The organism is Microbacterium sp. 4NA327F11 (genome assembly GCF_005503465.1).
GTDB lineage: Bacteria > Actinomycetota > Actinomycetes > Actinomycetales > Microbacteriaceae > Microbacterium > Microbacterium ginsengisoli.
This window is the reverse complement of record NZ_SCOB01000007.1, coordinates 108317-135073: the sequence shown is the minus strand read 5'-3', so window position 1 is coordinate 135073 and position 26757 is coordinate 108317. Positions and strand designations below refer to the sequence as shown.

Annotated in this window: 23 protein-coding genes; 17 read left to right on the top strand and 6 right to left on the bottom strand. The window is 71.7% G+C overall.

Annotated elements, in window-relative coordinates:
* Positions 1 to 63: 63 nt before the first annotated feature.
* Positions 64 to 1512, bottom strand: a complete 1449-nt coding sequence (gnd, locus tag FFS51_RS06690; RefSeq protein WP_137877835.1) for an NADP-dependent phosphogluconate dehydrogenase — start codon at positions 1510 to 1512, stop codon at positions 64 to 66.
* Between the two features lie 93 nt (positions 1513 to 1605).
* On the opposite strand from gnd, the gene FFS51_RS06685 reads away from it, so the two are divergent.
* A complete protein-coding gene (locus FFS51_RS06685) occupies positions 1606 to 2103 on the top strand; it encodes a gluconokinase (protein WP_137877834.1) in 498 nt (165 codons plus the stop codon).
* Here FFS51_RS06685 and FFS51_RS06680 read toward each other — a convergent pair.
* Positions 2082 to 3503, bottom strand: a complete 1422-nt coding sequence (locus FFS51_RS06680) for a PepSY-associated TM helix domain-containing protein (RefSeq protein ID WP_137877833.1) — start codon at positions 3501 to 3503, stop codon at positions 2082 to 2084. The two genes, FFS51_RS06685 and FFS51_RS06680, sit on opposite strands and share 22 nt — an antisense overlap.
* A gap of 99 nt (positions 3504 to 3602) precedes the next feature.
* Here FFS51_RS06680 and FFS51_RS06675 point away from each other — a divergent pair, with 99 nt between their 5' ends.
* The 4 genes from FFS51_RS06675 (at position 3603) to mfd (ending at position 9525) form a co-directional block, all read left to right on the top strand.
* A complete protein-coding gene (locus FFS51_RS06675; RefSeq protein ID WP_137877832.1) occupies positions 3603 to 4202 on the top strand; it encodes a DUF5134 domain-containing protein in 600 nt (199 codons plus the stop codon).
* A gap of 386 nt (positions 4203 to 4588) precedes the next feature.
* Positions 4589 to 5206, top strand: coding sequence for a 50S ribosomal protein L25/general stress protein Ctc (locus tag FFS51_RS06670; protein ID WP_045248733.1), 618 nt, complete (start codon positions 4589 to 4591; stop codon positions 5204 to 5206).
* Between the two features lie 90 nt (positions 5207 to 5296).
* Positions 5297 to 5881: an aminoacyl-tRNA hydrolase gene (gene pth, locus FFS51_RS06665; RefSeq protein ID WP_137877831.1), complete on the top strand. Its 585-nt coding sequence runs from the start codon at positions 5297 to 5299 to the stop codon at positions 5879 to 5881.
* A 41-nt stretch (positions 5882 to 5922) separates the two neighbouring features.
* Positions 5923 to 9525, top strand: a complete 3603-nt coding sequence (mfd, locus tag FFS51_RS06660) for a transcription-repair coupling factor (RefSeq protein WP_137877830.1) — start codon at positions 5923 to 5925, stop codon at positions 9523 to 9525.
* 46 nt (positions 9526 to 9571) lie between these two features.
* On the opposite strand, the gene FFS51_RS06655 is transcribed toward mfd, so the two are convergent.
* Entirely contained in the window at positions 9572 to 9934 is a 363-nt protein-coding gene (locus tag FFS51_RS06655) for a VOC family protein (RefSeq protein ID WP_137877829.1), read from the bottom strand.
* Between the two features lie 88 nt (positions 9935 to 10022).
* Here FFS51_RS06655 and FFS51_RS06650 point away from each other — a divergent pair, with 88 nt between their 5' ends.
* Positions 10023 to 10622, top strand: coding sequence for a gamma carbonic anhydrase family protein (locus FFS51_RS06650; protein ID WP_045248734.1), 600 nt, complete (start codon positions 10023 to 10025; stop codon positions 10620 to 10622).
* Between the two features lie 173 nt (positions 10623 to 10795).
* Here FFS51_RS06650 and FFS51_RS06645 read toward each other — a convergent pair whose 3' ends face one another.
* Positions 10796 to 13399 (bottom strand): phosphoenolpyruvate carboxylase, encoded by a 2604-nt coding sequence (locus tag FFS51_RS06645; protein ID WP_431463307.1) that lies wholly within the window; start codon positions 13397 to 13399, stop codon positions 10796 to 10798.
* Between the two features lie 204 nt (positions 13400 to 13603).
* On the opposite strand from FFS51_RS06645, the gene FFS51_RS06640 reads away from it, so the two are divergent.
* Genes FFS51_RS06640 through FFS51_RS06625 form a run of 4 tightly spaced genes read left to right on the top strand, consistent with a single transcriptional unit; the run spans position 13604 to position 17603 of the window.
* Positions 13604 to 14776 carry a Na+/H+ antiporter NhaA gene (locus tag FFS51_RS06640; RefSeq protein ID WP_249352672.1) on the top strand — a complete coding sequence of 391 codons (1173 nt, stop codon included), beginning with the start codon at positions 13604 to 13606 and terminating at the stop codon, positions 14774 to 14776.
* Positions 14773 to 15432, top strand: a complete 660-nt coding sequence (locus FFS51_RS06635; RefSeq protein ID WP_137877827.1) for a nucleoside triphosphate pyrophosphohydrolase — start codon at positions 14773 to 14775, stop codon at positions 15430 to 15432. Before FFS51_RS06640 ends, FFS51_RS06635 begins: the two co-directional genes overlap by 4 nt.
* A gap of 33 nt (positions 15433 to 15465) precedes the next feature.
* On the top strand, positions 15466 to 16719 hold the full coding sequence (locus tag FFS51_RS06630) for a histidine--tRNA ligase (protein WP_212742787.1): 1254 nt from the start codon (positions 15466 to 15468) through the stop codon (positions 16717 to 16719).
* Between the two features lie 44 nt (positions 16720 to 16763).
* Positions 16764 to 17603, top strand: a complete 840-nt coding sequence (locus tag FFS51_RS06625; protein ID WP_137877825.1) for an SGNH/GDSL hydrolase family protein — start codon at positions 16764 to 16766, stop codon at positions 17601 to 17603.
* Between the two features lie 32 nt (positions 17604 to 17635).
* Here FFS51_RS06625 and FFS51_RS06620 read toward each other — a convergent pair whose 3' ends face one another.
* Positions 17636 to 18892, bottom strand: coding sequence for an APC family permease (locus FFS51_RS06620; RefSeq protein WP_137877824.1), 1257 nt, complete (start codon positions 18890 to 18892; stop codon positions 17636 to 17638).
* A 99-nt stretch (positions 18893 to 18991) separates the two neighbouring features.
* Positions 18992 to 19462 (bottom strand): DUF4442 domain-containing protein, encoded by a 471-nt coding sequence (locus tag FFS51_RS06615; protein ID WP_048808827.1) that lies wholly within the window; start codon positions 19460 to 19462, stop codon positions 18992 to 18994.
* Between the two features lie 131 nt (positions 19463 to 19593).
* Here FFS51_RS06615 and FFS51_RS06610 point away from each other — a divergent pair, with 131 nt between their 5' ends.
* From FFS51_RS06610 to FFS51_RS06580, 7 genes are all read left to right on the top strand, one after another.
* Positions 19594 to 20616, top strand: a complete 1023-nt coding sequence (locus tag FFS51_RS06610; RefSeq protein WP_137877823.1) for a DUF1648 domain-containing protein — start codon at positions 19594 to 19596, stop codon at positions 20614 to 20616.
* A gap of 82 nt (positions 20617 to 20698) precedes the next feature.
* Complete coding sequence (locus tag FFS51_RS06605) at positions 20699 to 21394, top strand: O-methyltransferase (RefSeq protein ID WP_137877822.1); 696 nt, start codon at positions 20699 to 20701, stop codon at positions 21392 to 21394.
* Positions 21395 to 21504: 110 nt separating this feature from the next.
* A complete protein-coding gene (gene eno, locus FFS51_RS06600; protein ID WP_045248669.1) occupies positions 21505 to 22785 on the top strand; it encodes a phosphopyruvate hydratase in 1281 nt (426 codons plus the stop codon).
* A 29-nt stretch (positions 22786 to 22814) separates the two neighbouring features.
* A complete protein-coding gene (locus FFS51_RS06595; RefSeq protein ID WP_249352671.1) occupies positions 22815 to 23348 on the top strand; it encodes an FtsB family cell division protein in 534 nt (177 codons plus the stop codon).
* 41 nt (positions 23349 to 23389) lie between these two features.
* Positions 23390 to 23917, top strand: a complete 528-nt coding sequence (locus FFS51_RS06590) for a DUF501 domain-containing protein (RefSeq protein ID WP_045248670.1) — start codon at positions 23390 to 23392, stop codon at positions 23915 to 23917.
* Positions 23917 to 25275: a S8 family serine peptidase gene (locus tag FFS51_RS06585; protein ID WP_137877821.1), complete on the top strand. Its 1359-nt coding sequence runs from the start codon at positions 23917 to 23919 to the stop codon at positions 25273 to 25275. The genes FFS51_RS06590 and FFS51_RS06585 overlap by 1 nt, the downstream gene beginning before the upstream one ends.
* Positions 25276 to 25279: 4 nt before the next feature.
* Positions 25280 to 26680, top strand: a complete 1401-nt coding sequence (locus FFS51_RS06580; protein WP_137877820.1) for an NAD(P)/FAD-dependent oxidoreductase — start codon at positions 25280 to 25282, stop codon at positions 26678 to 26680.
* The last annotated feature ends 77 nt before the right edge of the window (positions 26681 to 26757 follow it).

Below are 26757 nucleotides of genomic sequence, written 5' to 3'. Positions count from 1 at the left end.
CGTACACGCGAACGGCGCGCGGTCCCGGATGCCCCGGGGCCGCGCGCCGTTCGTTGTGCGGGGTCAGTGCGTGTCGACGGCCTCGATCTCGGTGCGGTCGCCCGACCACTGCGTGTGGAAGGTGCCGTCGCGGTCGACGCGCTTGTAGGTGTGGGCGCCGAAGAAGTCGCGCTGTCCCTGGATGAGGGCCGCCGGCAGCCGGTCGGCGCGCAGGCCGTCGTAGTACGACAGCGACGACGAGAACGCCGGGCTGGGGATCCCGGATGTCGCGGCCACGCGCACGATCTCACGCCACGCGCTCTGCGCGCGCTCGAGGGCGTCGACGAAGTACGGGGCCGTGAGCAGGACGGGGAGCGTCGGCTGCTCGTCGTAGGCCTCGGTGATGCGGTTGAGGAACTGGGCGCGGATGATGCACCCGCCGCGCCAGATCGAGGCGACCTTGCCGAGGTCGATCGACCAGTCGTACTGCGCGGCGCCGGCGCGGATCTCGTCGAACCCCTGCGAGTACGCCACGATCTTCGACGCGTAGAGCGCGAGTCGCACCTGCTCGACGAACGCGTCGGCGTCGTCGACCGCGATCTCGCCGCGCGGACCCGGCAGGTTCTGCGACACGGCGCGCTGCTCGGGGTGGCTCGACAGCGAGCGGGCGAACACGGCCTCCGCGATACCTGACACGGGCACCCCGAGGTCGATCGCCGTCTGCACCGTCCAGCCGCCGGTGCCCTTCGCCCCGGCCTGGTCGAGGATGACGTCGACGAGCGGGCGGCCGGTGGGGGCATCCGTCTGTCGCAGCACCTCCGCCGTGATCTCGATCAGGTAGGACTGCAGCTCGCCCTCGTTCCACGCCGCGAAGATGTCGGCGATCTCGGCCGGCGACTTGCCGGTGCCGCGACGGATGAGGTCGTAGGCCTCGGCGATCAGCTGCATGTCGGCGTACTCGATGCCGTTGTGCACCATCTTCACGAAGTGGCCGGCACCGTCGTGTCCGACGTGCGTCACGCACGGCTCGCCCTCGGCGATCGCGGCGATCGAGCGCAGGATCGGCCCGAGCGTGGTCCAGGACTCGTCGGAGCCGCCGGGCATGAGCGAGGGGCCGTTGAGCGCGCCCTCCTCGCCGCCGGAGACGCCCATGCCGACGAAGTTGATGCCCGTCTCGCGCACGCGCTTCTCGCGGCGGATCGTGTCGGTGAAGAGGGCGTTGCCGCCGTCGACGATGATGTCGCCCGGCTCGAACACCGAGATGAGGTCCTCGATGACCGCGTCGGTCGGGCCGCCGGCCTTGACCATGATGATCGCGGTGCGCGGCTTCTGCAGCGACGCGGCGAACTCGGCGTAGTCGCGCGCGGGCACGAATCCGGCCTCGGGGTGCTCGGTGAGCAGCTCCTCGGTCTTGGCGTAGGTGCGGTTGAAGATCGCCACGGTGTTGCCCTCGCGGCTGGCGAGGTTGCGGGCGAGGTTCGACCCCATGACGGCGAGTCCGACGACTCCGATGTTGGCTGCTGCCTCGGTCACTGATGCTCCTTGGATGCGCGGCGAACGCCGCAGAAACGTGCGGTTCCAGCCTAGAGGGCGCGGGGCCGCCCGGCGGGGCGCCAGACTGGGGCGATGGGGATCGTCGTGGCCGGGCCGAGCGGTGTCGGCAAGACCGTCGTCGGCGAGGCGCTCGCCGCTCGCCTGGGCGCGCCGTTCGTCGACGGCGATGCGCTGCATCCGCCCGAGAACATCGCGAAGATGTCGGCCGGGGTGCCGCTGACCGATGCCGACCGCTGGCCGTGGCTCGACCGCGTCGCTGCGGCCGCTCGGGAGGGCGCGGTGGTCGCCTGCTCCGCCCTCGCGCGCCGCTACCGCGACCGGCTGCGGGCGGGCGACCCGGCGGTGCGATTCATCGTGCTGAGCGCCGATGCGGCGGTGCTGGAGGAGCGGATGCGGGCGCGCACCCACTTCATGCCCCCGTCGCTGCTGGCCTCCCAGCTCGCGCTCGTCGAGCCGCTCGATGCCGACGAACCCGGGGTCACACTCGTCTCCGACCTGTCGCCGCAGGCGACCGCCGAGCGCGCGCTCGACGCGCTCGGCGGCACCGCTCAGACCGAGCCGAAGAACTGACGCAGCGCCGGCACACGCCGGATCACGAGCAGGTCGACCGCGAGGATCACGAGAAGCGACAGCCCGAACAGCGGGAGGAAGAGCCCGAGTGCCACGACGGCGGCGAGCAGCACGATGTTCGTGAAGAGGGGGAGTCGCCCGCGTGGGGCCGCCATGCCCGTCGCGCCGGCGCGACGCTTCCACCACAGGACGGGGCCTGTCACGCACAGGAAGATCACGCCCAGGCAGAACGCGGTCGTGATGACGGTGTTGAGCGGGCCGAAGCGGCGCCCCTCGTGCCCGGCGATGCCCTGCGACACGATCTTCGCGAGCGTGCTGTAGTCGGCGTAGCCGTACTGTCCGACGACCGCGCCGGAGTACTGGTCGACGTGCACGGTCGTCTCGAGCGAGACATCCGATTCGGCCGGGTTCCCGTTGTTGTGCCACTGATCGCCGAAGACGCTGTAGACGCCCGTCTCACCTTCGGGGTAGGCGACGAAGTAGGGCTCGGGGGCGCCCTGCGCGCGCGCGGTGGCCACGGCGGTGTCGATCGAGATCACCGAGCCCGCCCCCGTCGACGTGCCGGTCCGTCCCTCGGAGATCGCCCACCCGGCCGGTCCCGACGATCCGTCGGTGCGCTCGATGAGGTCTCCGACGGTCGAGGATGCCCCGGGGTCGTCGCCCCAGAGCCCGGTGCCGTTCTGCGCGGCGACCTGCTGTGCCTGTGCGCCCCAGAATCCGGTCCACGGCAGGCCCGAGACGACGAGGAACAGGATGCCGACGCCGACCCCGAGACCGACCCAGGCGTGCGTGGAGCGCACGCCCGACATCGGCAGGCGCTTGCGCCGGGCGCCGACGCGCGGCTTGCGTCCGAGGAAGAAGATGATGCCTCCGGTGATCGACAGCACGATCGCCCAGCAGGCGCCGAGCTCGATGACGCGGTCGCCGAGGTCGCCGGCGAGCAGCGTGCCATGGATGCGCAGAGCCCAGTCCGAGACGAGGTCGTCGGTCGACAGGTCGCCGGTGACGCTCGCGCGGAACGGGTCGACGTAGACATTGCGGGTGGTGTCGCCGACGGCGGTGACGAACATCGTCGACCGGTCGCCCGAGTTGTCGGTGACCGAGAGGATGTCGCGGTCGGGGTAGGCCGCGCGCACGGCGGCCTCCTGCGCCGACAGTGGGGCGCGCTCCGCGCCCGCGGGTGCGCTCGCGGTGAGCACGCCCGGGTGGGTGAGGGCGTCGACCTGGGCGCGGTAGAGATAGGTGAGCCCGGTGATCGCGAGGACGAGCAGCACGGGGATGACGATCGCCGAGCCGTAGAAGTGCCACCGCCAGAACGCCGCGAACCAGTTGATGCGCCGGCGGCGCGGAGCCGGTGCGGGGGTGGCGGCCTCGAGCGGAGGCGCGTCGGCGGTGGTCATGGCGGTGCTCCCGGGGTTGTCAGCAGATATGTCTACAAATCGTAGAGTAATCTCAGGGATCGTCCCACCCGACCCCCGACCCCCGACCGCTGGAGTGCCATGTTCTCGCCGCTGTGGAGCGCCGTCTTCACGATCCTGTTCTCGGTGACGGGTCTCGTCTCTCTCGTCTCGCTCGTGCGCACCCGTCGTGCGGCGCCGGCAGGCACGCTTTTCGGCACCACCGAAGTCGTCGAGATCGCACACCTGCTGATGAGCATCGCCATGGTCGCGATGGTGTGGTGGGCTGCGGGCGCCGAACTCACGTGGGCGCAGCTCGCCGTGTTCGCGGTCGTCGCGATCGCGCTGCTGGTGTCGCTTCCGCAGTCCCCCTCACGCGCGGGGCGGGTCGACCTCGCCGGACACGCCGTCGTGACCGGCGCGATGGTCTGGATGCTGGTCGCCATGCCGGCGCTCATGGGCTCCGGTGGGGACGGGACATCCGGTCATCATCACGGCGGCGGAGCGACGGATGCCGCGGCCCCGGCCGCGACCCCGGAGTGGATCGTCGTGCTCAACGGCGTCGTCATCGCGGTCGTCGCCGCGTTCGCGGTGTGGTGGATCGTGGGTCTCGTGCGCTCGTCCCACCATCGGGCGCGGCACGTGTGCCATGCGCTGATGGCGGGTGGGATGGCCGTGATGCTCGCGGTGATGGCGGTGTGACCGCCGCGGCGACGAAGCCCCCAGGAGCGTCGACGGGCGGCGCGACTACTTGCGGTAGGACGAGCGGCCGACGGCCCAGAACGCGCCGACCACGGTGATGAGTCCGCCCAGGCTGATGAGGCCGATGACCCAGAGAAGGATGTCCGAGGCGAGGGTCGGCTGCATGGCGGTCCTTTCGGAGATGACGGGCGATTCCCATGCTACCGGCGTCGCTGGTAGGCTTGTGGACTGAACTTCGGCGAGGGATGCCGCCGTGCCGCTTCGGCGGCGAGGCATCCGTGATCGACGCAGTGATCAAGGCTCACGGCTTTCCTCACGCGCTCGCGTTCGAGTCGAAAACGCTCACCCGCTCATCGGGCCCGTGCGCCCGCATAAAGGAGAACATCATGTCCGACGACTTCAAGGTCGCCGCCGAGCTGCGCGAGCAGTTCGGCAAGGGCTTCGCCCGCCGTCTGCGCGCCGCAGGCAAGATCCCCGCCGTGCTCTACGGCCACGGCACCGCTCCGGTGCACATCGCCCTGCCGGGCCACCAGGTGGGTCTGCTCATCCGCCGCGCCAACGCGGTGCTCGAGCTCGACATCGCCGGCACCGAGCAGCTCGCGCTCGTCAAGGACGTGCAGAAGGACCCGGTGCTGCAGATCATCGAGCACATCGACCTCCTCGTCGTGAAGAAGGGCGAGAAGGTCCAGGTCGAGGTCCCCGTGGTGCTCGTGGGCGAGTCCGCCGCCGGCACCCTGGCCAACCTCGACGCCACGACGATCTCGCTCGAGGTCGAGGCCACCCACATCCCCGAGAACGTCGAGGTCGACATCGAAGGCCTCGAGGACGGCACGCACATCACCGCGGCCGACCTGACGCTCCCGCGCGGCGCGTCGTTGGTCGCCGACGGTGAGACCCTCATCGTCGCCATCTCGATCCCGGTCGACACCCTCGCCGCCGAGGAGGAGATCGCCGAGGCCGACGCCGAGGCCGCCGCCGAGCAGGCCGAGGAGGCCGCCGAGTAATCGGACACCGCCACACGCGAGGGGATGCGGTTCGCCGCATCCCCTCGCGTCGTCTGCGGGGGTGCGTCCCCGCTGCGAGAGGATGAGCGCATGGTCGACACCTGGCTCGTGATCGGACTCGGCAACCCCGGGCCGCGGTACGAGGCGACCCGCCACAACGTCGGGCAGATGGTCGTCGACGACCTCGCCCGCCGCCGCGGCGAGACCTTCAAGGCGCACAAGGCGAACGCGCGCGTCGTCGAGACGTGGCTGCGTCCCGGCGCAGCGAAGCTCGTGCTCGCGAAGTCCAACTCGTACATGAACACGTCGGGCGGACCCGTCGCCGCCCTGGCGAAGTTCTACGGCGTGCCGGCGGAGCGAGTCGTCATCGTGCACGACGAGCTCGACATCCCCTTCGACACCCTCAAGCTCAAGGTCGGCGGCGGCCACGGCGGTCACAACGGCGTGCGCGACATCGCCAAAGCGCTCGGCACGCCCGAGTTCCCCCGGGTGCGCGTCGGCATCGGGCGGCCCGTCGGCCGCCAGGATCCGGCCGACTGGGTGCTCGACCCGTTCTCATCGGCCGAGCGCACGACGCTGCCGATCCTCGTCGGCGATGCGGCCGACGCCGTCGAGCAGCTCGTCGACGAGGGTCTGATCGCCGCCCAGCAGCGCTGGCACGCCCCGCGCGGCTGAGACCGCGACCGGATGTCCCGGGCTCGCCGTAGGATCTTCGGGTGACAGTTCCCGGGATCGTTCGCGCCCTCGTACCGTCCGAGACGTTCGCCGGCGCCCTCCGATCGGCGACGACAGACACCGACTTCTCCGTCGTCGACGGACTCGACGCCCCCCTCATCGCCGGCCTCCTCGAGAAGCGCCGCGAGCAGAGGGCGCCCGCGGTGGTGCTCGTCGTCGCGCCGACCGGTCGCCGCGCCGAGGCGCTCGGCACGGCCCTCGATGCGCTCGTGCCGGGCGCCGAGGTGCATCACTTCCCGGCATGGGAGACGCTGCCCCACGAGCGGCTGAGCCCCAGCGCGGAGACCGTGGGGCGTCGCCTCGACGTGCTCCGCCGGGTGGCCGCGTGGGACGGCACCCATCCGCTCGTCGTCACGGCATCGGTGCGCGGCGCGGTGCAGCCGCTCGCTGCCGGCCTCACCGATCTCGAACCGATCCGGCTCGTCACCGGCGGGCGCGGCTACGACCTCGCCGCGGTCAGCCTCGGTCTCGTCGAGCGCGCCTACCACCGGGTCGACATGGTGTCCCGACGCGGCGAGTTCGCGGTGCGCGGCGGCATCCTCGACGTCTTCCCGCCGGTCGCCGACCACCCGTCGCGCGTGGAGTTCTTCGGCGACGAGGTCGATCAGATCCGTGCGTTCTCGGTCGCCGACCAGCGGTCGCTGCCGGGCGAGATCACCGAGGTCGAACTCGTCGCGAGCCGTGAGCTGCTTCTCACCGCCGACGTGCGGGCGCGCGCCGCGCTGCTCGCCGAGCAGTTGCCGGGCCTGCAGACGATGCTCGCCCGCATGGCCGAGGGAGTGCCGACCGAGGGCATGGAGTCGCTGACTCCCGCGCTCGTCGACGACCTCGTCACCCTCGTCGATTACCTGCCCGAGCGCACCGCCGTCGCGCTCGTCGACCCCGAGCGGGCCGTCACCCGTGCGATCACGCTCGCGGAGACGAACCGCGAGTTCCTCGACGCCGCGTGGAACGCCGCGGTCGCCGGCGCGTCGACCCCTGTCGACCTCGGCGCGGGCGACTTCGTGTCGCTCCCGCACCTGCACGAGCGTGCCCGTGAGCGCGGGGGCGTCTGGTACACCCTGTCGGCGTTCGACTCCGGCGAGGCGGATGCCGCGGCCGAAGGCCTCGTCGAGGCATCCGGGTCGCACGTGGTGCGGGTGGCGGCATCCGCCGTGCCGTCGTTCGCGGGTAACGTCGACGGCGCGATCGCGCACGTCGCGGCCCTCGTGCAGGACGGGTGGAAGGTCGTCGTCACGGCGTCCGGTCCGGGGCTCGCCGACCGCGCACGCGACGTGCTCGCCGACCGCGGTGTCGCGGCGCGCCGCGTCGACGCGGTGCACGAGGCACCCGAAGCAGGGGTCGCGCTCGTCGTCGCCGCCGTGCTCGAGCGGGGGTTCGAGGCATCCGGTGCCCGTCTCGCCGTGCTCACCGAGACCGAGTTCTACGGGCGCACGATCGGCGGCGACGGCCGGGTCGTCAAGAAGCTCGCCTCGCGCCGGCGCAACGTCGTCGACCCGCTGCAGCTCAAGCCCGGCGACGTCGTCGTGCACTCCACGCACGGCATCGGCAAGTTCGTCGAGCTGACCCAGCGCGAGGTCTCTAGCGGCGGGCGCAACCCGGTCAAGAGCATGCGCGAATACCTCGTGCTCGAATATGCGCCCACCAAGCGCGGCTACCCGGGTGACAAGCTCTTCGTTCCCACCGACCAGCTCGACCAGCTCAGCCGCTACGTCGGGGGTGAGGCGCCGGCGCTCTCCAAGATGGGCGGCAGTGACTGGGCCGCGGCCAAGGGCAAAGCTCGCAAGGCGGTGCGCGACATCGCGGTCGAGCTCGTGAAGCTGTACTCCGCCCGGATGGCCGCCAAGGGGCACGCGTTCGGCCCCGACACCCCGTGGCAGCGTGAGCTCGAAGAGGCGTTCCCGTTCGCCGAGACCCCCGACCAGCTGCAGACGATCGACGAGATCAAGGCCGACATGGAGAAGCCGATCCCGATGGACCGGCTGCTCTCGGGCGACGTCGGCTTCGGGAAGACCGAGGTCGCCGTGAGGGCGGCGTTCAAGGCGATTCAGGACGGCAAGCAGGTCGCGATGCTCGTGCCGACCACCCTGCTCGTGAAGCAGCACCTCGAGACCTTCACCGAGCGGTTCGCGGGCTTCCCCGTGAAGGTGCGGCCCCTGTCGCGCTTCCAGAGCGACAAGGAGGCCCGCGACACCCTCAACGGCCTCACCGACGGCACCGTCGACATGGTGATCGGCACGCACCGCATCCTCACCGAGAAGGTCATCTTCAAGGACCTCGGGCTCATGATCATCGACGAGGAGCAGCGCTTCGGCGTCGAGCACAAGGACTCGCTCAAGAAGCTCAAGACCAACGTCGACATCCTCGCGATGAGCGCCACCCCCATCCCGCGCACGCTCGAGATGGCGGTGACCGGCATCCGCGAGATGTCGACCCTCGCGACCCCGCCCGAGGACCGCCACCCGATCCTCTCGTTCGTCGGCCCCCGCAACGACAAGCAGATCGCCGCCGCGATCCGCCGCGAGCTGCTGCGCGAGGGCCAAGTGTTCTACGTGCACAACCGGGTGCAGTCGATCCAGCGGGTCGCCGCGCAGCTCGGCGAGCTCGTCCCCGAGGCGCGCATCGTCGTCGCCCACGGGCAGATGGGCGAGCACCAGCTCGAGCAGGTCGTCGACGACTTCTGGGAGCGCCGCGCCGACGTGCTCGTCTCGACGACCATCATCGAGACCGGCCTCGACATCTCCAACGCCAACACGATCATCATCGACCGCGCCGACAAGTACGGACTCTCGCAGCTGCACCAGCTGCGCGGCCGCGTCGGCCGTGGTCGTGAGCGCGCGTACGCCTACTTCCTCTACGACGAGCTCAAGCCGCTCAGCGAGACGGCAGCCGACCGGCTCGAGACGATCTCGGTGAACAACGACCTGGGCTCGGGCATGCAGGTCGCATTGAAGGACCTCGAGATCCGCGGCGCCGGCAACCTCCTCGGCGCCGAGCAGGCCGGCCACATCGCCGGCGTCGGCTTCGACCTGTATCTGCGCATGATCGGCGAGGCCGTCTCGGCGTTCCGCGGTGAGGAGACCGAAGGTCCGACCGAGCTGCGTCTCGAGTTGCCCGTGCAGGCGCGCATCCCCGAGAGCTACATCGACAGCGAGCGGCTGCGTCTCGAGGCCTATCAGAAGCTGTCGGCGGCGGCCGCGGCATCCGCGAAGCCCGACGCCATCGACCTCGTCATCGACGAGCTGCGCGACCGATACGGCGAGCCGCCCGCCGACGTCGAGGGGCTGCTGCGGGTCGCGCGGCTGCGCCGCCGCGCGGCACAGGCCGGGCTCGCCGACGTCGTCGCGATGGGTCCGAACCTGCGCGTCGCGCCGGCGCACCTCCCCGATTCGCTGCGCGTGCGGATGCAGCGGCTCTACCCGAAGGCGAAGCTCGTCGCCTCCGGGGAGGCGCTCGTCGTGCCGTTGCCGGGCGACGGAGACCCGGTGTCGGACACCGACCTGATCGCGTGGGTCGGCCAGCTGCTCGACGCGCTCTTCCCGGTCCCCGAGCAGGCGCCCGCGGCGGCCGACGCCTCCGCCTGAGACCGGCGCGGCCCAGCGGCGTCGACAGCCCTGCTGCCCGACGCGGTCAGTCGCGCGGCGCCGCGTCGATCACGCAGAACCGGGTGCCCTCCGGATCCTCCATCACGATGTAGTCGGCGTCGTCGGGCCGCCCCGCCCACGGCACGACACGGGCGCCCAGCTCCTCGAGCCGCGCGACCTCGGCGGCCTGGTCGTCGGCGTAGAGGTCGAGATGGATGCGCGGCGGCAGTGCGCGCTCGCTCGGCAGTTGGTCGAGCCCGACGTTCGGGCCCCGGCCGTCGGCCGAGCGCAGCAGCACGAAGTCCGTATCGACCGCTTCTCGCACGGTGTAGTCGAGCGCCGCAGACCAGAACGCGACCTGCGCCTCGAGGTCGGTGACGCGGATGACGACGGATCCGAGGGTGAGCATGGCGGCAGTGTCGCACACCCGTGCCGGGAGGGGCGGCGGGGTGGCGGCATCCGTCTCGCTGAGTACGCTGACGATCGAGGAGCACACCATGCGCTACGCACATCTCGGCCGCGAGCCCCGTATCGATCCGACCGCCGTCGTGGCCCCGACCGCGGTGATCAGCGGCGACGTGACGATCGGGCCCGACTGTCAGATCCTGCACGGCGCGGTCATCACCGCCGAGGGCGGTCCGATCACCCTCGGCCGCAGTGTCATCGTGATGGAGAACGCCCTCGTGCGCGCGAGCGCCACTCATCCCGTGCACATCGGAGACCACACGCTCGTCGGACCGATGGCGAGCATCTCGGGTGCGACGGTGGGCGACGAGGTGTTCCTCGCGACGGGCGTGCGGGTGTTCAACGGTGCGCGCATCGGCGACCGGAGCGAGGTGCGCATCAACGCGGTCGTGCACCTGCGCACGGTGCTCCCCGAGCGCAGCGTCGTGCCGATCTCGTGGGTCGCGGTGGGTGACCCGGCGATCGTCGTCTCACCCGACAAGCACGACGAGATCTGGGCGCGCCAGCAGGAGCTCGACTTCCCCGGCTACGTGTTCGGTCTGGACCGCGACACCCCCGACCTCATGGTGCAGCTCACCGAGCGCTACGGGCGCTCGCTCGCGCGGCACGCGGACGACACCCCGGTCGACTGAGCGGATGCCGCACTCCGGCGCCGATGCGCCCGGGCCGGGCGCGCCGGAGCCGGGCATGCCAGGCCGGGCATGCCGGAGCACCGCGCGCCGGGGCAGGTCATCGCGTGTGCGCAGGACGCCACGGCGCGTATCGACCTGTTCTCGCGAGCGCTCCTGTTCTCGCGAGCCGTGACTCAGCCGGTGTTCTGCAGGCCCGCCGCGACGCCCGAGACCGACAGCAACAGCAGGCGCTGGAGCTCGGGGTCGGCCGGCACCTCGTCGGGCGCGTCGCGCAGTGCCCGCAGGGCGCGCAGCTGCAGCAGTGACAGCGCGTCGACGTACGGGCTCCGCAGCTTCACCGCCCGCTGCAGCACCGGCTTGTTCGAGAGCAGTCCGTCGCCGCCGGCGATGCGCACCACCCACGAGCGGGTGAGGGCCATCTCGTCGATCACCAGCTGCGCGAGATCGTCGCGGTCGCCGAGCTCCAGGTAGCGGCGCGCGATGCGGTCGTCGGCCTTCGCGAGACTCATCGCGACGTTGTCGATCATCGCCCGCAGCAGCGGCCACTCGCGGTACGCCTCCTGCAGCAGCTCGAGGTCGCCGACCGTCTCGAGGGCGGTGCCGAGCCCGAACCAGCCGGCCAGGTTGATGCGGGCCTGCGTCCACGCGAACACCCACGGGATGGCGCGCAGGTCTTCGAGCGACTCGACCGACAGCCCGCGGCGGGCGGGACGCGACCCGAGCGCGAGCAGGCCCACCTCCTCCATCGGGGTGACCGTCGCGAACCACGGTGCGAAGCCGGGCGCCTTGACGAGCTCGAAGAACCGCGCCCGCGAGGCGTCCTCCATGCGCTGGGCCACGTCGGCGAAGCGCTCGGCGGCAGCACGGTTGCGCTGCTCGTTCGACGGGGCGGAGGCGGTGAGGATGGCGGCGGCCACCTGGTCGATGTGACGCATCGCGATCGCCGGGTCGCCGTAGCGCGCGAAGATCACCTCGCCCTGCTCGGTGAGCTTGAAGCGGCCGTCGACCGAGTGCGGGGGCTGGGCGAGGATCGCCGAGTTCGCCGGTCCGCCGCCGCGGCCGAGCGCACCGCCGCGGCCGTGGAAGAGGGTCAGCTCGATCTCGCTGCGCTGCGCCCAGTCGGCGATCTGCGCCTGCGCCTCGTAGAGCGCGAGGTTCGCGGCGACGGGGCCGACGTCCTTCGACGAGTCGGAGTAGCCGAGCATGACCTCGAGGCGGCGTCCGGTGTCGGCCAGGCGGGCCGCGAAGGCGGGGTGCTCGACGATCTCCGCGAGGATCGCGGGGGCGGCCTGCAGGTCGGCGAACGTCTCGAAGAGAGGGATCACATCGAGAACGGGCGGGGTGCCGTCGGGGCCGACAGCGTAACGCGCGAGCCGGTGCACGGCGGCGAGGTCGTCGGCCGATCGGGTGAACGAGACGATGTAGCGGCCCGCGGCGCGCGGACCGAAGCGCTTCTGCACGTAGGAGATCGTGCGGTAGACCTCGAGCACCTCCTCGGTCAGCTCGCTGCGCTCACCGCCCGCGTCGAGCTCGGCGAGCACCTTCGCGTGCACGGCCGAGTGCTGGCGCACCTCGAGCTCGGCGAGGTGGAACCCGAAGGTCTGCACCTGCCAGACGAGCTGCTGCAGGTGACCGTAGGCCTGGCGCGGGGCGCCGGCCGCGACGAGCGAGGACTGCACGGTGAGGAGGTCCGCGAGCAGGTGCTCGGGGTCGGCGTAGGCGAGGTCGGCGTCGCGCTCGCGCGTCGCCGTGATCTTGCGGGCGATCAGCAGCACGGCCTGACGGTGCGGCTCGCCGGGCGAGCGCTTCACGACGTCGGCGGCCCCCTCGTCGTCGGCGCTGAGCAGCCGCTCGGTGAGAGCGGTGAGGGCCGGGGTCGGCGGGGTGGTGGCGGCATCCAGAGTCAGTCCGCGGCCGATGCGGGCGGAGGCCCGCTCGAGTCCGCGCAGCACGTGCTCGCTGGCGATGCCTGCGGCGCGCTTGGTGACCTTCGCGGTCACGAACGGGTTGCCGTCGCGGTCGCCGCCGACCCAGGTGCCGATGCGCACGAACGGGCGCACGACGGGCTCGCGGGCACCGGCCGCCTCGCCCTGCAGGGCGTCGTCGATGCGCCGGTAGACATGCGGCACGGCGGTGAACAACGTCTCGTCGAAGACGGCCATCACCGAGCGCACCTCATCGACCGGCGACGGCTTCTCCTGGCGAAGCGGCGCCGTGCGCCACAGCGTGTCGACCTCTTCGAGCATGCGACGCTCGGCGCGGCGCTGTGCGGGGCCGCCGTCCTCGGCGGCGTCGTAGTCGTCGAGCAGACCCGACAGGCGGCGGATGCTGGTCGAGATCGCCCGGCGCCGCGCCTCGGTGGGGTGGGCGGTGAACACCGGGTGGAAGCGCATCTGGTGCAGACGCTGCAGCGCGGTGTCGTCGCCGACCTCGCCGGCGAGGCGTTCGAGCGCGACGGTCACCGAGTCGGCCGACTCCTCGTCGCGGGCGGCGCGCTGACGCAGCACGCGCACGCGCTGGTGCTCCTCGGCGAGGTTCACGAGATGGAAGTAGCAGGTGAACGCGCGCGCGACCTCGTCGGCGCGGGCGACGGTGAACCCGTCGGCGATCTGCGCGGCCCGCTCGAATGCGGCATCCGTCTCGTCGGTGTAGGCCTGGATGGTCGCGACGCGCAGCCGTTCGACGTCGTCGAACAGGCCCGGGGAACCGCTCTCGCGCAGCACGCGCCCGAGGATTCCGCCGAGCAGTCGCACGTCGCCGCGCATCTGCTCGGGCATCCCATGACTGGCCTCGTAGCGGCCGACGAGATCGATGGCTTCGGTGGGGGTGGGATCCTGCACGCCTCCACGGTAGTCCCGCTCGTGTTACTGGATTGTCACGGCGGGGCGGCCGCGCCGTCGCGGCTAGAATGGTCGGAGGAGTGCCGGGAAGTCTGGTCGGCCCGTCGAGTATGTCGCCGCCGGCATGCACGAGATCGACGGATGCCGCCCCTGACCCTGGAGTGTCCCGTGCACGTGCTGCGTTCCGCCCGTCTTCCCGCCCTGTTGTTGCTGCTCGCTGCGATCGCCGGCCTCGTCGTCGCGGCGACGCCCGCGGGCCCCGGCGTGATCGCCGCGCGCGACGCGCATCTCGCCGTCACCGGCATCGATCTGTCGGTGGGGCATTGGATCACCGACGGTCTGCTGGCACTGTTCTTCTTCGTCGTCGCGGTGGAGCTGCGGCACGAGCTGACCGTCGGATCGCTGCGCAGCCCCCGCGCCGTGCTCGTGCCGGCGATCGCCGCGCTCGGCGGCGTGGTCGTGCCGATCGCGCTCTACCTCGTGATCGCGAACGGCACCCCGTCGGCGTCGGGCTGGCCGATCCCGACGGCCACCGACATCGCGTTCGCGCTCGGCGTGCTCGCCGTCGTCGGCCGTGGGCTGCCGTCCGGGGTGCGGGTGTTCCTGCTGGCACTGGCGATCCTCGACGACATCGTCGGCATCGTGCTGATCGCGGTCGTGTTCACCGCGGACATCGACTTCGTGGCGCTGACGGCCGCACTGGCGCTGACGGTCGCCTTCGGGGCGCTGTCGCTGCTGCTGCGTGGTCGCGCCCGCGTACCGGTCGCCGTGCTGATGGTGTGGGTGGCCATCGCGGTATGGGTGCTCGTCCACGAGTCGGGCGTGCACGCGACGATCGCGGGCGTGCTGCTGGGGCTCGCGATCGCGCCGGGTGCCGGGGCGCGTGCGCGGCACGCGCTCGAGCCGTGGGTCAACGTGATCGTGCTGCCGCTGTTCGCGTTCGCCTCCGCTCTGATGCCGATTCCGCAGGTGTCGCCGGCCGCGTTCGCGCCGGCGTTCTGGGGCACCGTGCTGGCGCTCCCGGTGGGCAAGTTCGTCGGGGTGATCGCCTTCGGGTCGCTGGCGATGGCACTGTTCTCACGAGGCTCCCGTCCACTCGCGTTCGGCGACCTCGCCGCGGCGGGGGCGCTCAGTGGCATCGGGTTCACCGTGTCCCTGCTGATGTCGGAGCTGGCGTTCGCGGGCGCGGCGGATCTGCGCGACCAGGCGATCCTCGGCGTGCTGGGCGGATCGGCGATCTCGTTGCTCGCGGCGGTGGTGCTCGTGTCGCTGCGCGCCCGGCGCTACCGTCGGGTGCGGGAGGCGGCGGCATGACGGACGACGGGATGACGCGGGCGATCGAGGCGATGCGCGCGGTGCGGGACGAGTGCGTCTGGACGCAGCAGATAGACCACCGGGACCTGGTGCCCTATCTCGTCGAGGAGTCGAGCGAGCTCGTCGACGCCGTGGAGTCCGGTACCCGCGCCGACCTGCGAGAGGAACTCGGCGACGTGCTCTGGCAGGTGCTGTTCCATGCCGAGATCGCCTCGCGGGACCCCGACGATCCGTTCGACGTGCAGGATGTGGCATCCGATCTCGCCGACAAGATGATCCGCCGGCACCCGCACGTCTTCGGAAGCGAGAGCGCGCGCACCCCAGAGGAGGTGCTCGTGCTGTGGACCGCCGCGAAGGCGGCCGAGAAGCGCGAGCGTACCAGCGTGCTCGACGGCATCCCGGCGGGCCTGCCGGCGCTCGCCCGCGCCCAGAAGGTGCTCGGCAAGGCCGCTCAGGTGGGGCTGGTGCCCGCGATGACGGATGCCGCGGCCCCGACCGACGAGGCGCAGCTCGGCGACGCGCTGCTCGCCCTCGTCGTCGCCGCCCGCGCGGCGGGTATCGATGCGGAGCGGGCGCTCCGGGAGCGGGTGCGGGGCGTGGAGTCGGCGGTGCGCGCGGCGGAGGCCGCGGCGCGCGGCGGCGACCTGGAACAATAGACCCCCGTGGCACAGGTCAACCCGCCGCGCGGCATGCGCGATTTCCTCCCTCAGGACAAGGCACGGCGCGAGCGCGTGCTCGCCGTCATCCGCGAGCGCTACCGTGCGCACGGGTTCGACGAGATCGAGACGCCCGTGGTCGAGGACTACGACCGGCTGCACGCCGGCATCGGCGGCGACAACGAGAAGCTCGCATTCAACGTGCTCAAGCGCGGCCTCGACGCCGAGGCGATCATCGCCGCCGCCGACGACCCCGCGGCCCTCAGCGACCTCGGGCTGCGCTATGACCTGACGGTGCCGCTCGCCCGGTTCTACGCGACGCACCGCGCGGAGCTCCCGACCGTGTTCCGGTCGCTGCAGATCGCGCCGGTGTGGCGCGCCGAGCGCCCGCAGAAGGGACGCTACCGACAGTTCGTGCAGTGCGACATCGACATCATCGGCGACGGCTCGGCGCGCGCCGAGGCCGAGCTGATGGTCGCGAGCCTCGATGCGCTCGACGCGCTCGGACTCGAGGGTGGCGTCATCCGCGTGAACGACCGGCGGGCCCTCGACGGCATGCTCGACGTGTTCGGCTTCGCCGCGGAGGAGCGACCCGGCGTCCTGATCACGATCGACAAGCTCGACAAGATCGGCATCGACGGCGTCGCCGCTGAGTTGCGCGAGCGTGGAGCGACGCCCGCGGCCGCCGACGCCTTCGAGGCGTTCGGTCGTCGGCCGACGCCCGAAGCCGACCTGCCGTTCGGTGAGGCGCAGATTCGCGCGGCCCTGCCCGAGGGGATCGATGACGCGGTGGTCGCCGGACTCGTGGCGCTCGGCGATGCGGTCGCGGCCGCCCGGGGCGGCGAGGTGCCGCTCGCGTTCGACCCGTTCCTGGTGCGAGGCATGGGCTACTACACCGGCACGATCTTCGAGCTCGCCCACCCGAGCGTCGGCTACTCGCTCGGCGGCGGCGGCCGTTACGACGGCATGATCGGCAGGTTCCTCGGCCAGAGCGTGCCGGCAGTCGGCTTCTCGATCGGCTTCGAGCGCATCGTCGACCTCGTCGCCGACGGGGTGGATGCCGCATCCCGCACCCTCGTGCTGGTGCACGACGCCGACGTGCCGGTCGGCGAGCTCGTCGCCCACAAGGCCGCGCTCATCGCGACCGGCGCCCGGGTGCGCCTCGAGCGCCGTACCAAGAACCTCACCGCACTGCTCGCGCGCTCGGCGGCCGACGGCTACGGCGAGTTCGCGACGGTCTCAGCGGGTGCCGACACATCCGCACTCGAGTTCAAGCCGCTGGCCTGAGCCGCGTTCATCCCGGGTTCACCTCGGCGAGGTGCAATCGCGGCATGAGGGGTCTGCGCACCGCCGCCGTCATCGGCGCCTCGACGCTCGTCGGAGCCGCCGCGGCGGTGTTCTCGATGCGGGAGCTGCTGCGACGTCAGGCCGCCATCGCCCGGCGACGCATCGGCAAGCCGTTGGGGGAGGACGCCCTCGACGCCGACCGTGTCTGGCGGGCGAAGCTCGACGGTGACCCCGTCGAGCTGCTCGTGCTCGGCGACTCGATCGCGGCGGGGTTGGGAGTCACGAGGCGCAAGGACACCCCCGGTGCGCGAATCTCCAAGGGCATCGCCGAGACGCTCGGGCGCCCCGTGCGCCTGGTGACCGCGGCGAAGGTCGGGTCGGAGTCGTCGGCGCTTGCGGCGCAGCTCAACGCCCTCCCCGCACGCTACGCTCCGGATGTCGCGATCATCATCGTCGGCGGCAACGACGTCACTCATCGTGTCCCCGTGACCGTCGCCGCCGGCCATCTGCGCACCGCCGTCGAGCGTCTGCGCGAGCGGGGTGTCGCCGTCGTCGTCGGGACGTGCCCCGACCTCGGCGCTCTGCGTCCGGTGCCGCAGCCGCTGCGCTCACTCGGCTCACGGCAGTCGCGCCAGCTGGCCGACGCTCAGGCCGAGGCGGCGCTCGCCGCCGGCGCGCACGTCGTGTCGCTCCGACGTGTCGTCGGGCCGTTCTTCATCTCGCAGCCCGACGAGATGTTCAGCCTCGACCGGTTCCACCCGAGCGCGCTCGGCTACCGGCGCACCGCCGACGCGCTGCTGCCGTCGGTGCTGCTCGCCCTGGGAGGCGACGGGCCCGTGCCCGACGGGCACGCGGTGCCTGCGGCATCCGCTCTCGCCCTCTGAGGGGCCGCGGCGACCCGCACGCACGCAGCGGGCTATCCCGCGCGGCGTGCCCGGTCGATGCGCAGGCGGATGCCGCGTGCCGCCAGTCCGATCGCGAGCACGACGGCGCCGGCGACGACGGAGGCCCACGGGAGGGAGACGGCGAGCACGAGGCATCCGATCGCCCCGATGATCTGGAGTGCACGGGGGTACCGGCGGGCGTCGCCGTGCTGACGGAACGCCGCGAGGTTGGCGACGAGGTAGTACAGCAGCACGCCGAACGAGGAGAATCCGATCGCGCCGCGAAGGTCCACCAGGGCGACCGCGCCGATCACGACCACACCGACGGCGAGCTCGGCCCGGTAGGGCACACGGTGGCGCGCGCCGATCGCGGCGAGTGCGGCGGGGAGGTCCCGCTCGCGGGCCATGGCGAGCGTCGTGCGGCCGATGCCCGCGACCAGTGCGAGCAGCGCACCGAGGGACGCCGCCGCCGCCGAGACTCGCACCACCGGGTTCGCCCACGTCCATCCGGCGGCGTGCACGACGTCGGCGAGCGGCGCACTCGACGCCGCCGTCGCGGACGCTCCCAGCACCACGACGGTGAGCGTGCCGACGATCGTGTAGACGATGAGGGCCGCCGCGAAGGCGATCGTGATCGCCCGCGGGATCGTGCGGGTGGGATCCCGCACCTCCTCGCCCATCGTGGCGATGCGCGCGTACCCTGCGAAGGCGAAGAACAGCAGGCCGGCCGACTGCAGCACCCCGTAGGCGTCGACAGGGGCCGCGCTGCCGAGGCCCGCCCAGGTCGACGATGAGCTCGCGCCGGCGGCCGTGACGACGGCGAGTCCGAGGAGCGAGACGACGACGATCGCCTTGGTGAGCGCGGCGGTGCGGGTCACGCCGAGCAGGTTGACGCCGACGAGCACGGCGACAGCCACGACCGCGACCGGGCGCTCCCATCCCGCAGGCGCTGCATACGCGGCGAACGTGAGGGCCATCGCGGCCGCGCTCGCGAGCTTGCCGATGACGAAGCACCACCCGGCGGCGAATCCCCACCACTCACCGAGCTCGGCGCGCCCGTAGGCGTAGGTGCCGCCCGAGGTCGGATACGTCGCCGCGAGCTGGGCGGACGAGGTGGCGTTGCCGTACGCCACGACGGCCGCGAGCGCGAGGCCGGCGAGCAGCCACGGGCCGGCGGCAGCCGCGGCCGGCGCCCAGACCGAGAACACGCCGGCGCCGATCATCGACCCGAGGCCGATCGCGACGGCATCGCCGAGGCCGAGCCGGCGGGCGAGGGAGGGCGAGGTCACGCGCGAATCGTAGTCGGCGGGCGTGAACGCTCCGGTGCCCCGACGCGCGGACGCCGCGCGACCGGTCGTCGCCCCTGGCGGCATCGGCTCGCCCGGCGGTCAGCCCGCCGCGACCCGGTCGCGGCGCTTCTCGCGCACATAGACCTCGCGACGCACCCTCGCGACGACGTCGCCCGTGGCATCCGTGATCTCCGTCTCGAACCACTCGAGCACTTTCGTGCCGCCGCGGGCGCGCTCGCGCAGCTCTTCGGCCCTCTCCCGCGGCACCTCGAACCGGGCCGTGAGCACGCCGCGGCCGGGCTTGACGAACTCGATCTCGCCGCGCGTGTCCCACACGACGTAGTCGCGGCCGAGCTGATGCATGACGAGCATGAAGTAGTACGGATCGGTCATGGCCGACATGGCACCGCCGAACGCGACGCCGACGATGTTGCGGGTGAGCAGCGTCACCCGCAATTGCACGACGCAGTGCGTGAAGTCGGGGGCGATCTCGCGCACGCGGATGCCGTTGCAGAGATTCGGGATCCACAGGCTCATGCCGATCGCGAGCTGCCGGGGGGAGTAGGCCACGGATCGAGTGTGACCATCGCCACTCGTTCCTGACAATCCGTTATCGATGATCGACAACGAGCGGGTCGCGGGCGCCGCCGAACGCCAGACTCGAGGGAGCCGCGATCGGCGGCCGAAGGGGGGCGGGTCACATGGCCGAGGCATCGCAGCGACGGGTGGTCAGGTCGTACGTCCTGGTGGGCGCCGTGCTGCCGGGTGTGCTGTGGCTCGCGAATGTCGTGCTGCAGCTGGTCGCGCTGCCGCACCTGCCCGCGACGGTCGCGACCCATTGGGATGCCTCGGGCGCGCCGAACGCGTACGGACCGCCGTGGGTGCTGGCTCTCGTGACCGGCTTCATCGGACTCGTCGTTCCCGGAACCCTGTTCGCCGTGTCGCTGCCCGGGCTCCTCCGCGGCCACCGGGGACTCGTTTTCCGCCTGTTGGGGGCGATCGGCCTCGGGGTCGCCGGCTTCCTGACCGCCGCGGGTATCAGCTCGACACTCGCGAACCTCCGTGCGGCCGATGGGGGCAGCGCGCACGCGGGCGGGTCGTGGTGGGTGCTGCTCGCCGGTCTCGCGCTCGGTCTGATCGGTTGGTTCGCGCAGCCGTCGCAGGGCGGGCTCCCGTTCTCCGCACCGATCGCGCCGACGTCGCCCGCCGCGCCCGTGGGTGAGACCGCCTCCGGTGCGCTCCCGAGGGCGTGGACGGCCACGACCGCGCTTCCTCGCGGAGCGGTCGTGCCGATCGTCGCGGCGCTGCTGCTGGTCGGACTCATCACCGTCGACGCGTGGTTCACCGGCGGCGGTGGCGCCGTCGCGTGGATCACGACGATCGCGTTCGTGCTCCTGCTGGTCGCCTCGGCGACGCTCGCGGCCTACCACGTGCGGGTCGACGCCGGCGGATTCATCGTGGTCTCGGCCCTCGGACTGCCGCGCTTCCGCATCCCGCTCGACGACATCGCCCGTGTGCGCACGGTGCAGGTCGAGCCGCTGCGGGACTTCGGCGGCTGGGGGCTGCGCGGACTCCCGGGACGCCTGGGCGTCGTGCCGCGACGAGGCGACGGCATCGAGGTCACGCGCCTCGACGGCCGCCGCCTGACCGTCACCGCGCCCGACGCTTCTACCGGTGCAGCCGTGCTCACCTCGCTCGTCGCGGAGCGCCGCGCGGCGTCCTGACCCCGCCTCCCGACGTCGCCGCGATGCGGGCGACCCGCCCGCCGCCCTTGACGCTCGCCGCGCCGCCCGGGAGGCTGTCGCCATGACCGACGACGCCCTCCCGACCCCCGCGGTGTGGCGCCGGGTCGACACCTACCTCGCGGAGACCCTTGTGGGTCACGACGCCGCCCTCGAGGCGGCGGTGCACGAGCAGGATGCCGCCGGTCTCCCCGCGATCGAGGTCGCGCCGCTGAACGGCAAGCTGCTGCACCTGCTCGCGCGAGCGATCGGCGCTCGGCGGGTGCTGGAGATCGGCACGCTCGGCGGCTACTCCACGATCTGGCTGGCACGCGCGGTCGGCGACGGCGGCGAGGTGGTGACGATCGAAGCGGAGCCCGCGCACGCGGCCGTCGCCCGCGGCAACCTCGACCGTGCCGGCGTGGGGGAGCGGGTGCGCATCGAGATCGGCCGCGGGGCCGACGTGCTCCCCGGTCTCGAGCCCGGGTTCGACCTCGTCTTCATCGACGCCGACAAGCAGTCCAACGCGCTCTATCTCGACCATGCTGCGCGGCTCTCCCGCCCGGGCGCCCTCGTGATCGTCGACAACGTCGTGCGTTCCGGTCGTCTCGTCACCACCGACGAATCCGACGAGCAGGCCGAGGGGGTTCGCCGGGGGCTCGCGCTCCTCGCCGCCGACCCACGATTCGAGGCGACAGCGCTCCAGACCCTCGACGCGAAGGGATGGGACGGCGTCGCCGTGGCGATCGTGACGGATGCCGCATCCCGCTCGGGTTCGTGACGCGCCGGTGGCGGCGGCATCCGTCGTCACTAGAGTGGTGGAGGACCGATGACGCTCCGCATGCACCTGTTCCCGGAATGGGAACTCTTGATTGAACCAGGGAGTCCTCAGTGGCACTGATCGAGGCTGTAGGCGCGCGCGAGATTCTTGACTCGCGCGGAAACCCGACCGTCGAAGTGGAGGTGCTCCTCGACGACGGCATCGTCCAGCGGGCGGCCGTCCCCTCCGGTGCGTCGACCGGCGCGTTCGAGGCGTACGAGCTGCGCGACGGAGACAAGAGCCGATACGGCGGCAAGGGCGTGCTCAAGGCCGTCGACGCCGTCATCGATGAGCTCGGCCCCGCGATCGAGGGTGTCGAGGCGAGCGAGCAGCGCCTCATCGACGAGATCCTCATCGAGACCGACGGCACCGAGAACAAGTCGCGCACCGGCGCGAACGCGATCCTGGGCATCAGCCTCGCGGTCGCGAAGGCGGCGGCCGACTCGGCCGACCTCCCGCTGTTCCGTTACCTCGGCGGCCCGAACGCCCACGTGCTTCCCGTGCCGCTGTTCAACGTCATCAACGGCGGCTCGCACGCAGACAACGGCATCGACTTCCAGGAGTACTTCCTCGCCCCGATCGGCGCGGAGACCTACGGCGAGTCGCTGCGCTGGGGCACCGAGGTCTACCACGTCCTCAAGGGCGAGCTGAAGGCCGCGGGGTTCGCGACCGGTCTCGGCGACGAGGGCGGCTTCGCCCCTGATCTCCCCAGCAACCGTGAGGGCCTGGACTTCCTGCTGAAGGCGATCGAGAAGGCCGGCTTCACCCCGGGCGCCGACATCGCCGTGGGCCTGGATGTCGCGGCGACCGAGTTCTTCGCCGACGGCGTCTACACGGTCGAGGGCAAGCCGTGGACGGCCGCGCAGCTGACCGACTACTTCGCCGACCTCGTCGCGAACTACCCGATCGTCACGATCGAGGATGCCCTCGCCGAGGACGACTGGGACGCCTGGAAGGACCTCACCGAGGCGCTGGGCTCGAAGGTGCAGCTCGTCGGCGACGACCTGTTCGTCACCAACCCGATCCGCCTGCAGAAGGGCATCGACCTGGGCGTCGCCAACGCGCTGCTCGTGAAGGTGAACCAGATCGGCACCCTGTCCGAGACGCTCGACGCGATCTCGCTCGCCACGCAGAACGGCTACCGCTCGATGCTGTCGCACCGTTCGGGTGAGACCGAGGACACCACGATCGCCGACCTCGCTGTCGCCGTCAACGCGGGTCAGATCAAGACCGGCGCGCCCGCCCGCAGCGAGCGCGTCGCGAAATACAATCAGCTTCTGCGCATCGAGGAAGAGCTCGGCGACGCGGCGGTCTTCGCCGGTCGCGGTGCCTTCCCCCGCTTCAAGGGCTGAGCGCAGCTGATCTACCGGAAGGGGGAGTCGTGGCCAAGAGACCGACTCCCCCTTCCGCATCTCCGGAGGAGACCCCGCGGGCTCGGCGACTTGCCGCACGCGATTGGCTCGGCGGCATCCGCCTGTCGGGCTTCATGGTGATCATGCTGGGCCTGGTGGTGCTGGCCGTCGGAGTTCTCGTGCCCACGGTCGGCACCTACCTCGCCCAGCAGCAGAAGCTCTCCGCCGCCCGTGCCGCGGTGCAGCTCACCCAGCAGCAGATCGATGCGCTCCAGGCCGAGAGTGACCGCCTCGGCGACCCGGCGTACATCGCCACGCAGGCGCGTGAACGGCTCTACTACGTGACACCGGGTCAGGTGCTCTATCTGGTCGACAACGATCTTCCCGCCGACCAGCAGCCTCGCGACGCGGCTCCCGTGAGCGCGCAGCTCACGCAGACCCGCAACGACTGGATGTCGGGATTCGTGCGATCGCTGGCCGCCGCGGGGGCCGCCGTGACGGCCACGGCGCCGACCGACGGATCCGCGCCGAGCCCCACCTCGGACGCCACACCGAGTCCGTGACGCCCGGCGTCTACCGAGCCGCGCCCCGGTAGCCTTTCGGGGTGACGACGCCGCCCTACCCTGCCGTGACCGACGCCGAGCTGGCCGTGCTGCGCGCCCAGCTCGGACGCCCCGCGCGAGGGGTGCTCGGCATCGCAGCGCGCTGCGTCTGCGGCAACCCCACGGTCGTCGCCACGGCGCCCCGGCTCGACGACGGGTCGCCCTTCCCGACGTTCTACTACCTGACCCATCCGGCCGCGACGGCGGCCATGTCGACCCTCGAGGCCGAGCACGTCATGCCCGAGCTTGCGGGGCTGCTCGACGACGCGGATGTCGCGGACGCCTACCGCGCCGCGCACACCAGCTACCTCGCCGATCGCGCCGCGTACGGCGAGGTGGACGAGATCGCCGGCATCTCCGCCGGCGGCATGCCGACCCGCGTCAAGTGTCTGCATGCCCTGGCCGGCCACGCTCTCGCGGCAGGGCCCGGCGTCAATCCGATCGGCGACGCGGCGCTGGCCCGGTCGACCTGGTCGCCTTCGCGCTGCGTCTGCGCCGATCCCGGGGCCGCCCGGGGCGAGGCGGCCTGATGCGTGCTCGCCGGGTCGTCGTGGCCGCCGTGCTCATCGCCGGTGGGTTCGTCGTCGCCCCGGCGGCTGCCGGCATCCCCGCCGTCGCGGCCTCGGGCGCGCAGCCGGCGTCGACCGGCATGGCGAACGCAGCGACCGAGGACGCGGCCCGGGCGGCGGAGTACTGGCTCACCGACTACGGAATCGAGCAGGCCTGGCAGACGACACAGGGCGCGGGCGTGAAGATCGCGATCATCGACACCGGTATCGGTGCCGCGCCGCAGCTCAACGCCGCGGTCGTCGGCGGCGCCGATTTCTCGGGCGAGGGCTCGGCGAGCGGCCGCACGCCGGTCGGCTCGAGCGACACCGGTCACGGCAGCTGGGTGGCCTCCCTCGCAGCGGCCCGCCCGCTGTCGGACGGCACCGGCATGATCGGCGTCGCTCCGCAGGCACAGCTGCTGTCGGCATCCATCTCGTTCGGCAGCGAGGTGAAGGTGCCGTTCGTGACCCAGGTGGCCTCGGCCATGAAGTGGGCCGTCGACAACGGCGCGAAGGTGATCAACCTGTCGTTCACGACCAACACGCTCGACTGGGATCCGTCGTGGGACACGGCCTTCCAGTACGCGTTCTCGCACGACGTCGTCGTCGTGGTCGCCGCCGGCAACCGGGGAAGCGGGACGACCCGCGTCGGCGCGCCGGCGACGATACCCGGTGTCTTGACGGTCGCCGGGGTCACTCCGTCGGGCCAGGCGAGCCAGGAGGCCTCCACCCAGGGGATCACCATCGGCGTCGCCGCGCCCAGTGAACAGCTTCTCGGGGTCTCGCCCGGCGGGTCGCTGGTGCGGTGGAACGGCACGAGCGGCGCCGCCCCGATCGTCGCGGGCATCGTCGCGCTCGTGCGCGCCGCTCACCCCGACCTCGACGCGGCGAACGTCATCAACCGCATCATCTCCACGGCGACCGCTCCGCCCGGCGTCTCGCTCGGCACGGTGCCCAACGCGCTCTACGGGTACGGGCTCGTCAACGCCGCCGCGGCCGTGTCCGCCGACGTGCCCACGGTGACCGCGAACCCGATGGGATCGCTCTCCGACTGGATCACGCTGCACCGTCGCGCGAACGCGTCGCCGGCGCCGGAGGACTCCGCCACACCGGTCGCGCTGCCGGCGCTCCCGCCGGCCGACGCCGCCACCCCGCGCGGGTCCCTGCTGCTGCCCTCGCGGGACACGCTGCTGTACGGGTCGCTGCCGCTGTTAGGGATGACCGTCGCGACTATACTGGTGGCGCTCGGCGTCACCGCTGCTGTCCGACGCATCCGATCGGCGCGTGACTCCCGCACGCCGAGCATCAATTCGCCAAGGAGTTCCGTTCACCGTGACTAACACCGTGCCCAGGATCTTGATCGTCGGAGGCGGCTACGCCGGCTTCTACACCGCGTGGAAGCTCGAGAAGCACCTCCGCAAGGGTGAGGCTCAGGTCACCGTCGTCGACCCGCTTCCCTACATGACCTATCTGCCGTTCCTCCCCGAGGTCGCGGCCGGGTCGATCGAGGCGCGTCACGCGGTCGTCGCCCTGCGTCGCCACCTGGCGTCGACCGAGGTCGTCACCGCCCGAGTGACGAAGATCGATCACGCCCACAAGGTCGCCACCATCACCCCGTCCGAGGGCGAGGCGTGGGAGCTCGAGTACGACCAGATCGTCGTCACCGCGGGCTCGGTCTCGCGCACCTTCCCGATCCCCGGCATCGCCGACAACGCGATCGGCATGAAGGCGATCGAGGAGGCCGTCTGGGTTCGTGACAAGCTCCTCTCGAACTTCGACAAGGCTGCGGCGCTGCCGCCCGGAGCCGAGCGGGAGCGTCTGCTCACCGTCGTCGTGGTCGGTGGCGGATTCGCCGGCATCGAGACCTTCGCCGAACTACGCAACTTCGCGTCGTCGCTGCTGAGGAAGTACCCGCAGCTGACGTTCGACGAGACGCACTTCCACCTCATCGAGGCGATGGGCCGCATCATGCCCGAGGTGTCGCTGAAGACGAGCGAGTGGGTTCTGAAGGACCTCGCGAAGCGCGGGGCGTACGTGCACCTCGACACGCAGGTCACCGGGGCCGTCGACGGCAACGTCGAGCTCTCGACCGGCGAGGTCATCTCGACCGACATCATCGTGTGGACCGCGGGCGTCATGGCCAACCCGCAGGTCGTCAAGGGCAGCGACCTGCCCAGCGAGCAGCGCGGACGCATCACGACGCAGGGCGACCTGCGCGTGATCGACGCCGACGGCAACGTCGTCGAGGGCGCCTGGGCGGCGGGCGACGTCGCGGCGGTGCCCGATCTCACCGGTGGCGGTGTCGGCGGCTTCTGCGTGCCGAACGCCCAGCACGCGGTGCGTCAGGCCAAGCAGCTCGCGAAGAACCTCACCGCGGTGCTGCGCGGCGAGCTGCCGAAGGACTACATCCACAAGAACCTGGGCGCCGTGGCCGGTCTCGGCCTCTACAACGGTGTGTTCCAGTCGGGCAACATCGCCCTCAAGGGCTTCCTCGCCTGGGGTGCCCACCGTGGCTACCACGGTCTCGCGATGCCGTCGTGGGAGCGCAAGTGGCGCGTGCTGTGGGGCTGGTGGAACAACTTCTGGCTCGGTCGCGACGTGGTGAACCTCGAGGCCGTGCAGACGCCGCGCCGCTTCTTCGACGAGTTCGCGTCGCGCCCGCGTCCGCCGCAGCCGGCTGAGGCGCCCGCGAAGCCGGCCGCCGAGAAGGCGCCGGTCGCCGAGAAGGCCGCCGCCGCGAAGTAGGCGTACGTCTCACGGAACGCCGCGACATCTTCGGATGCCGCGGCGTTCCGCATTCTTCGGATACTCCCGGCCGCACC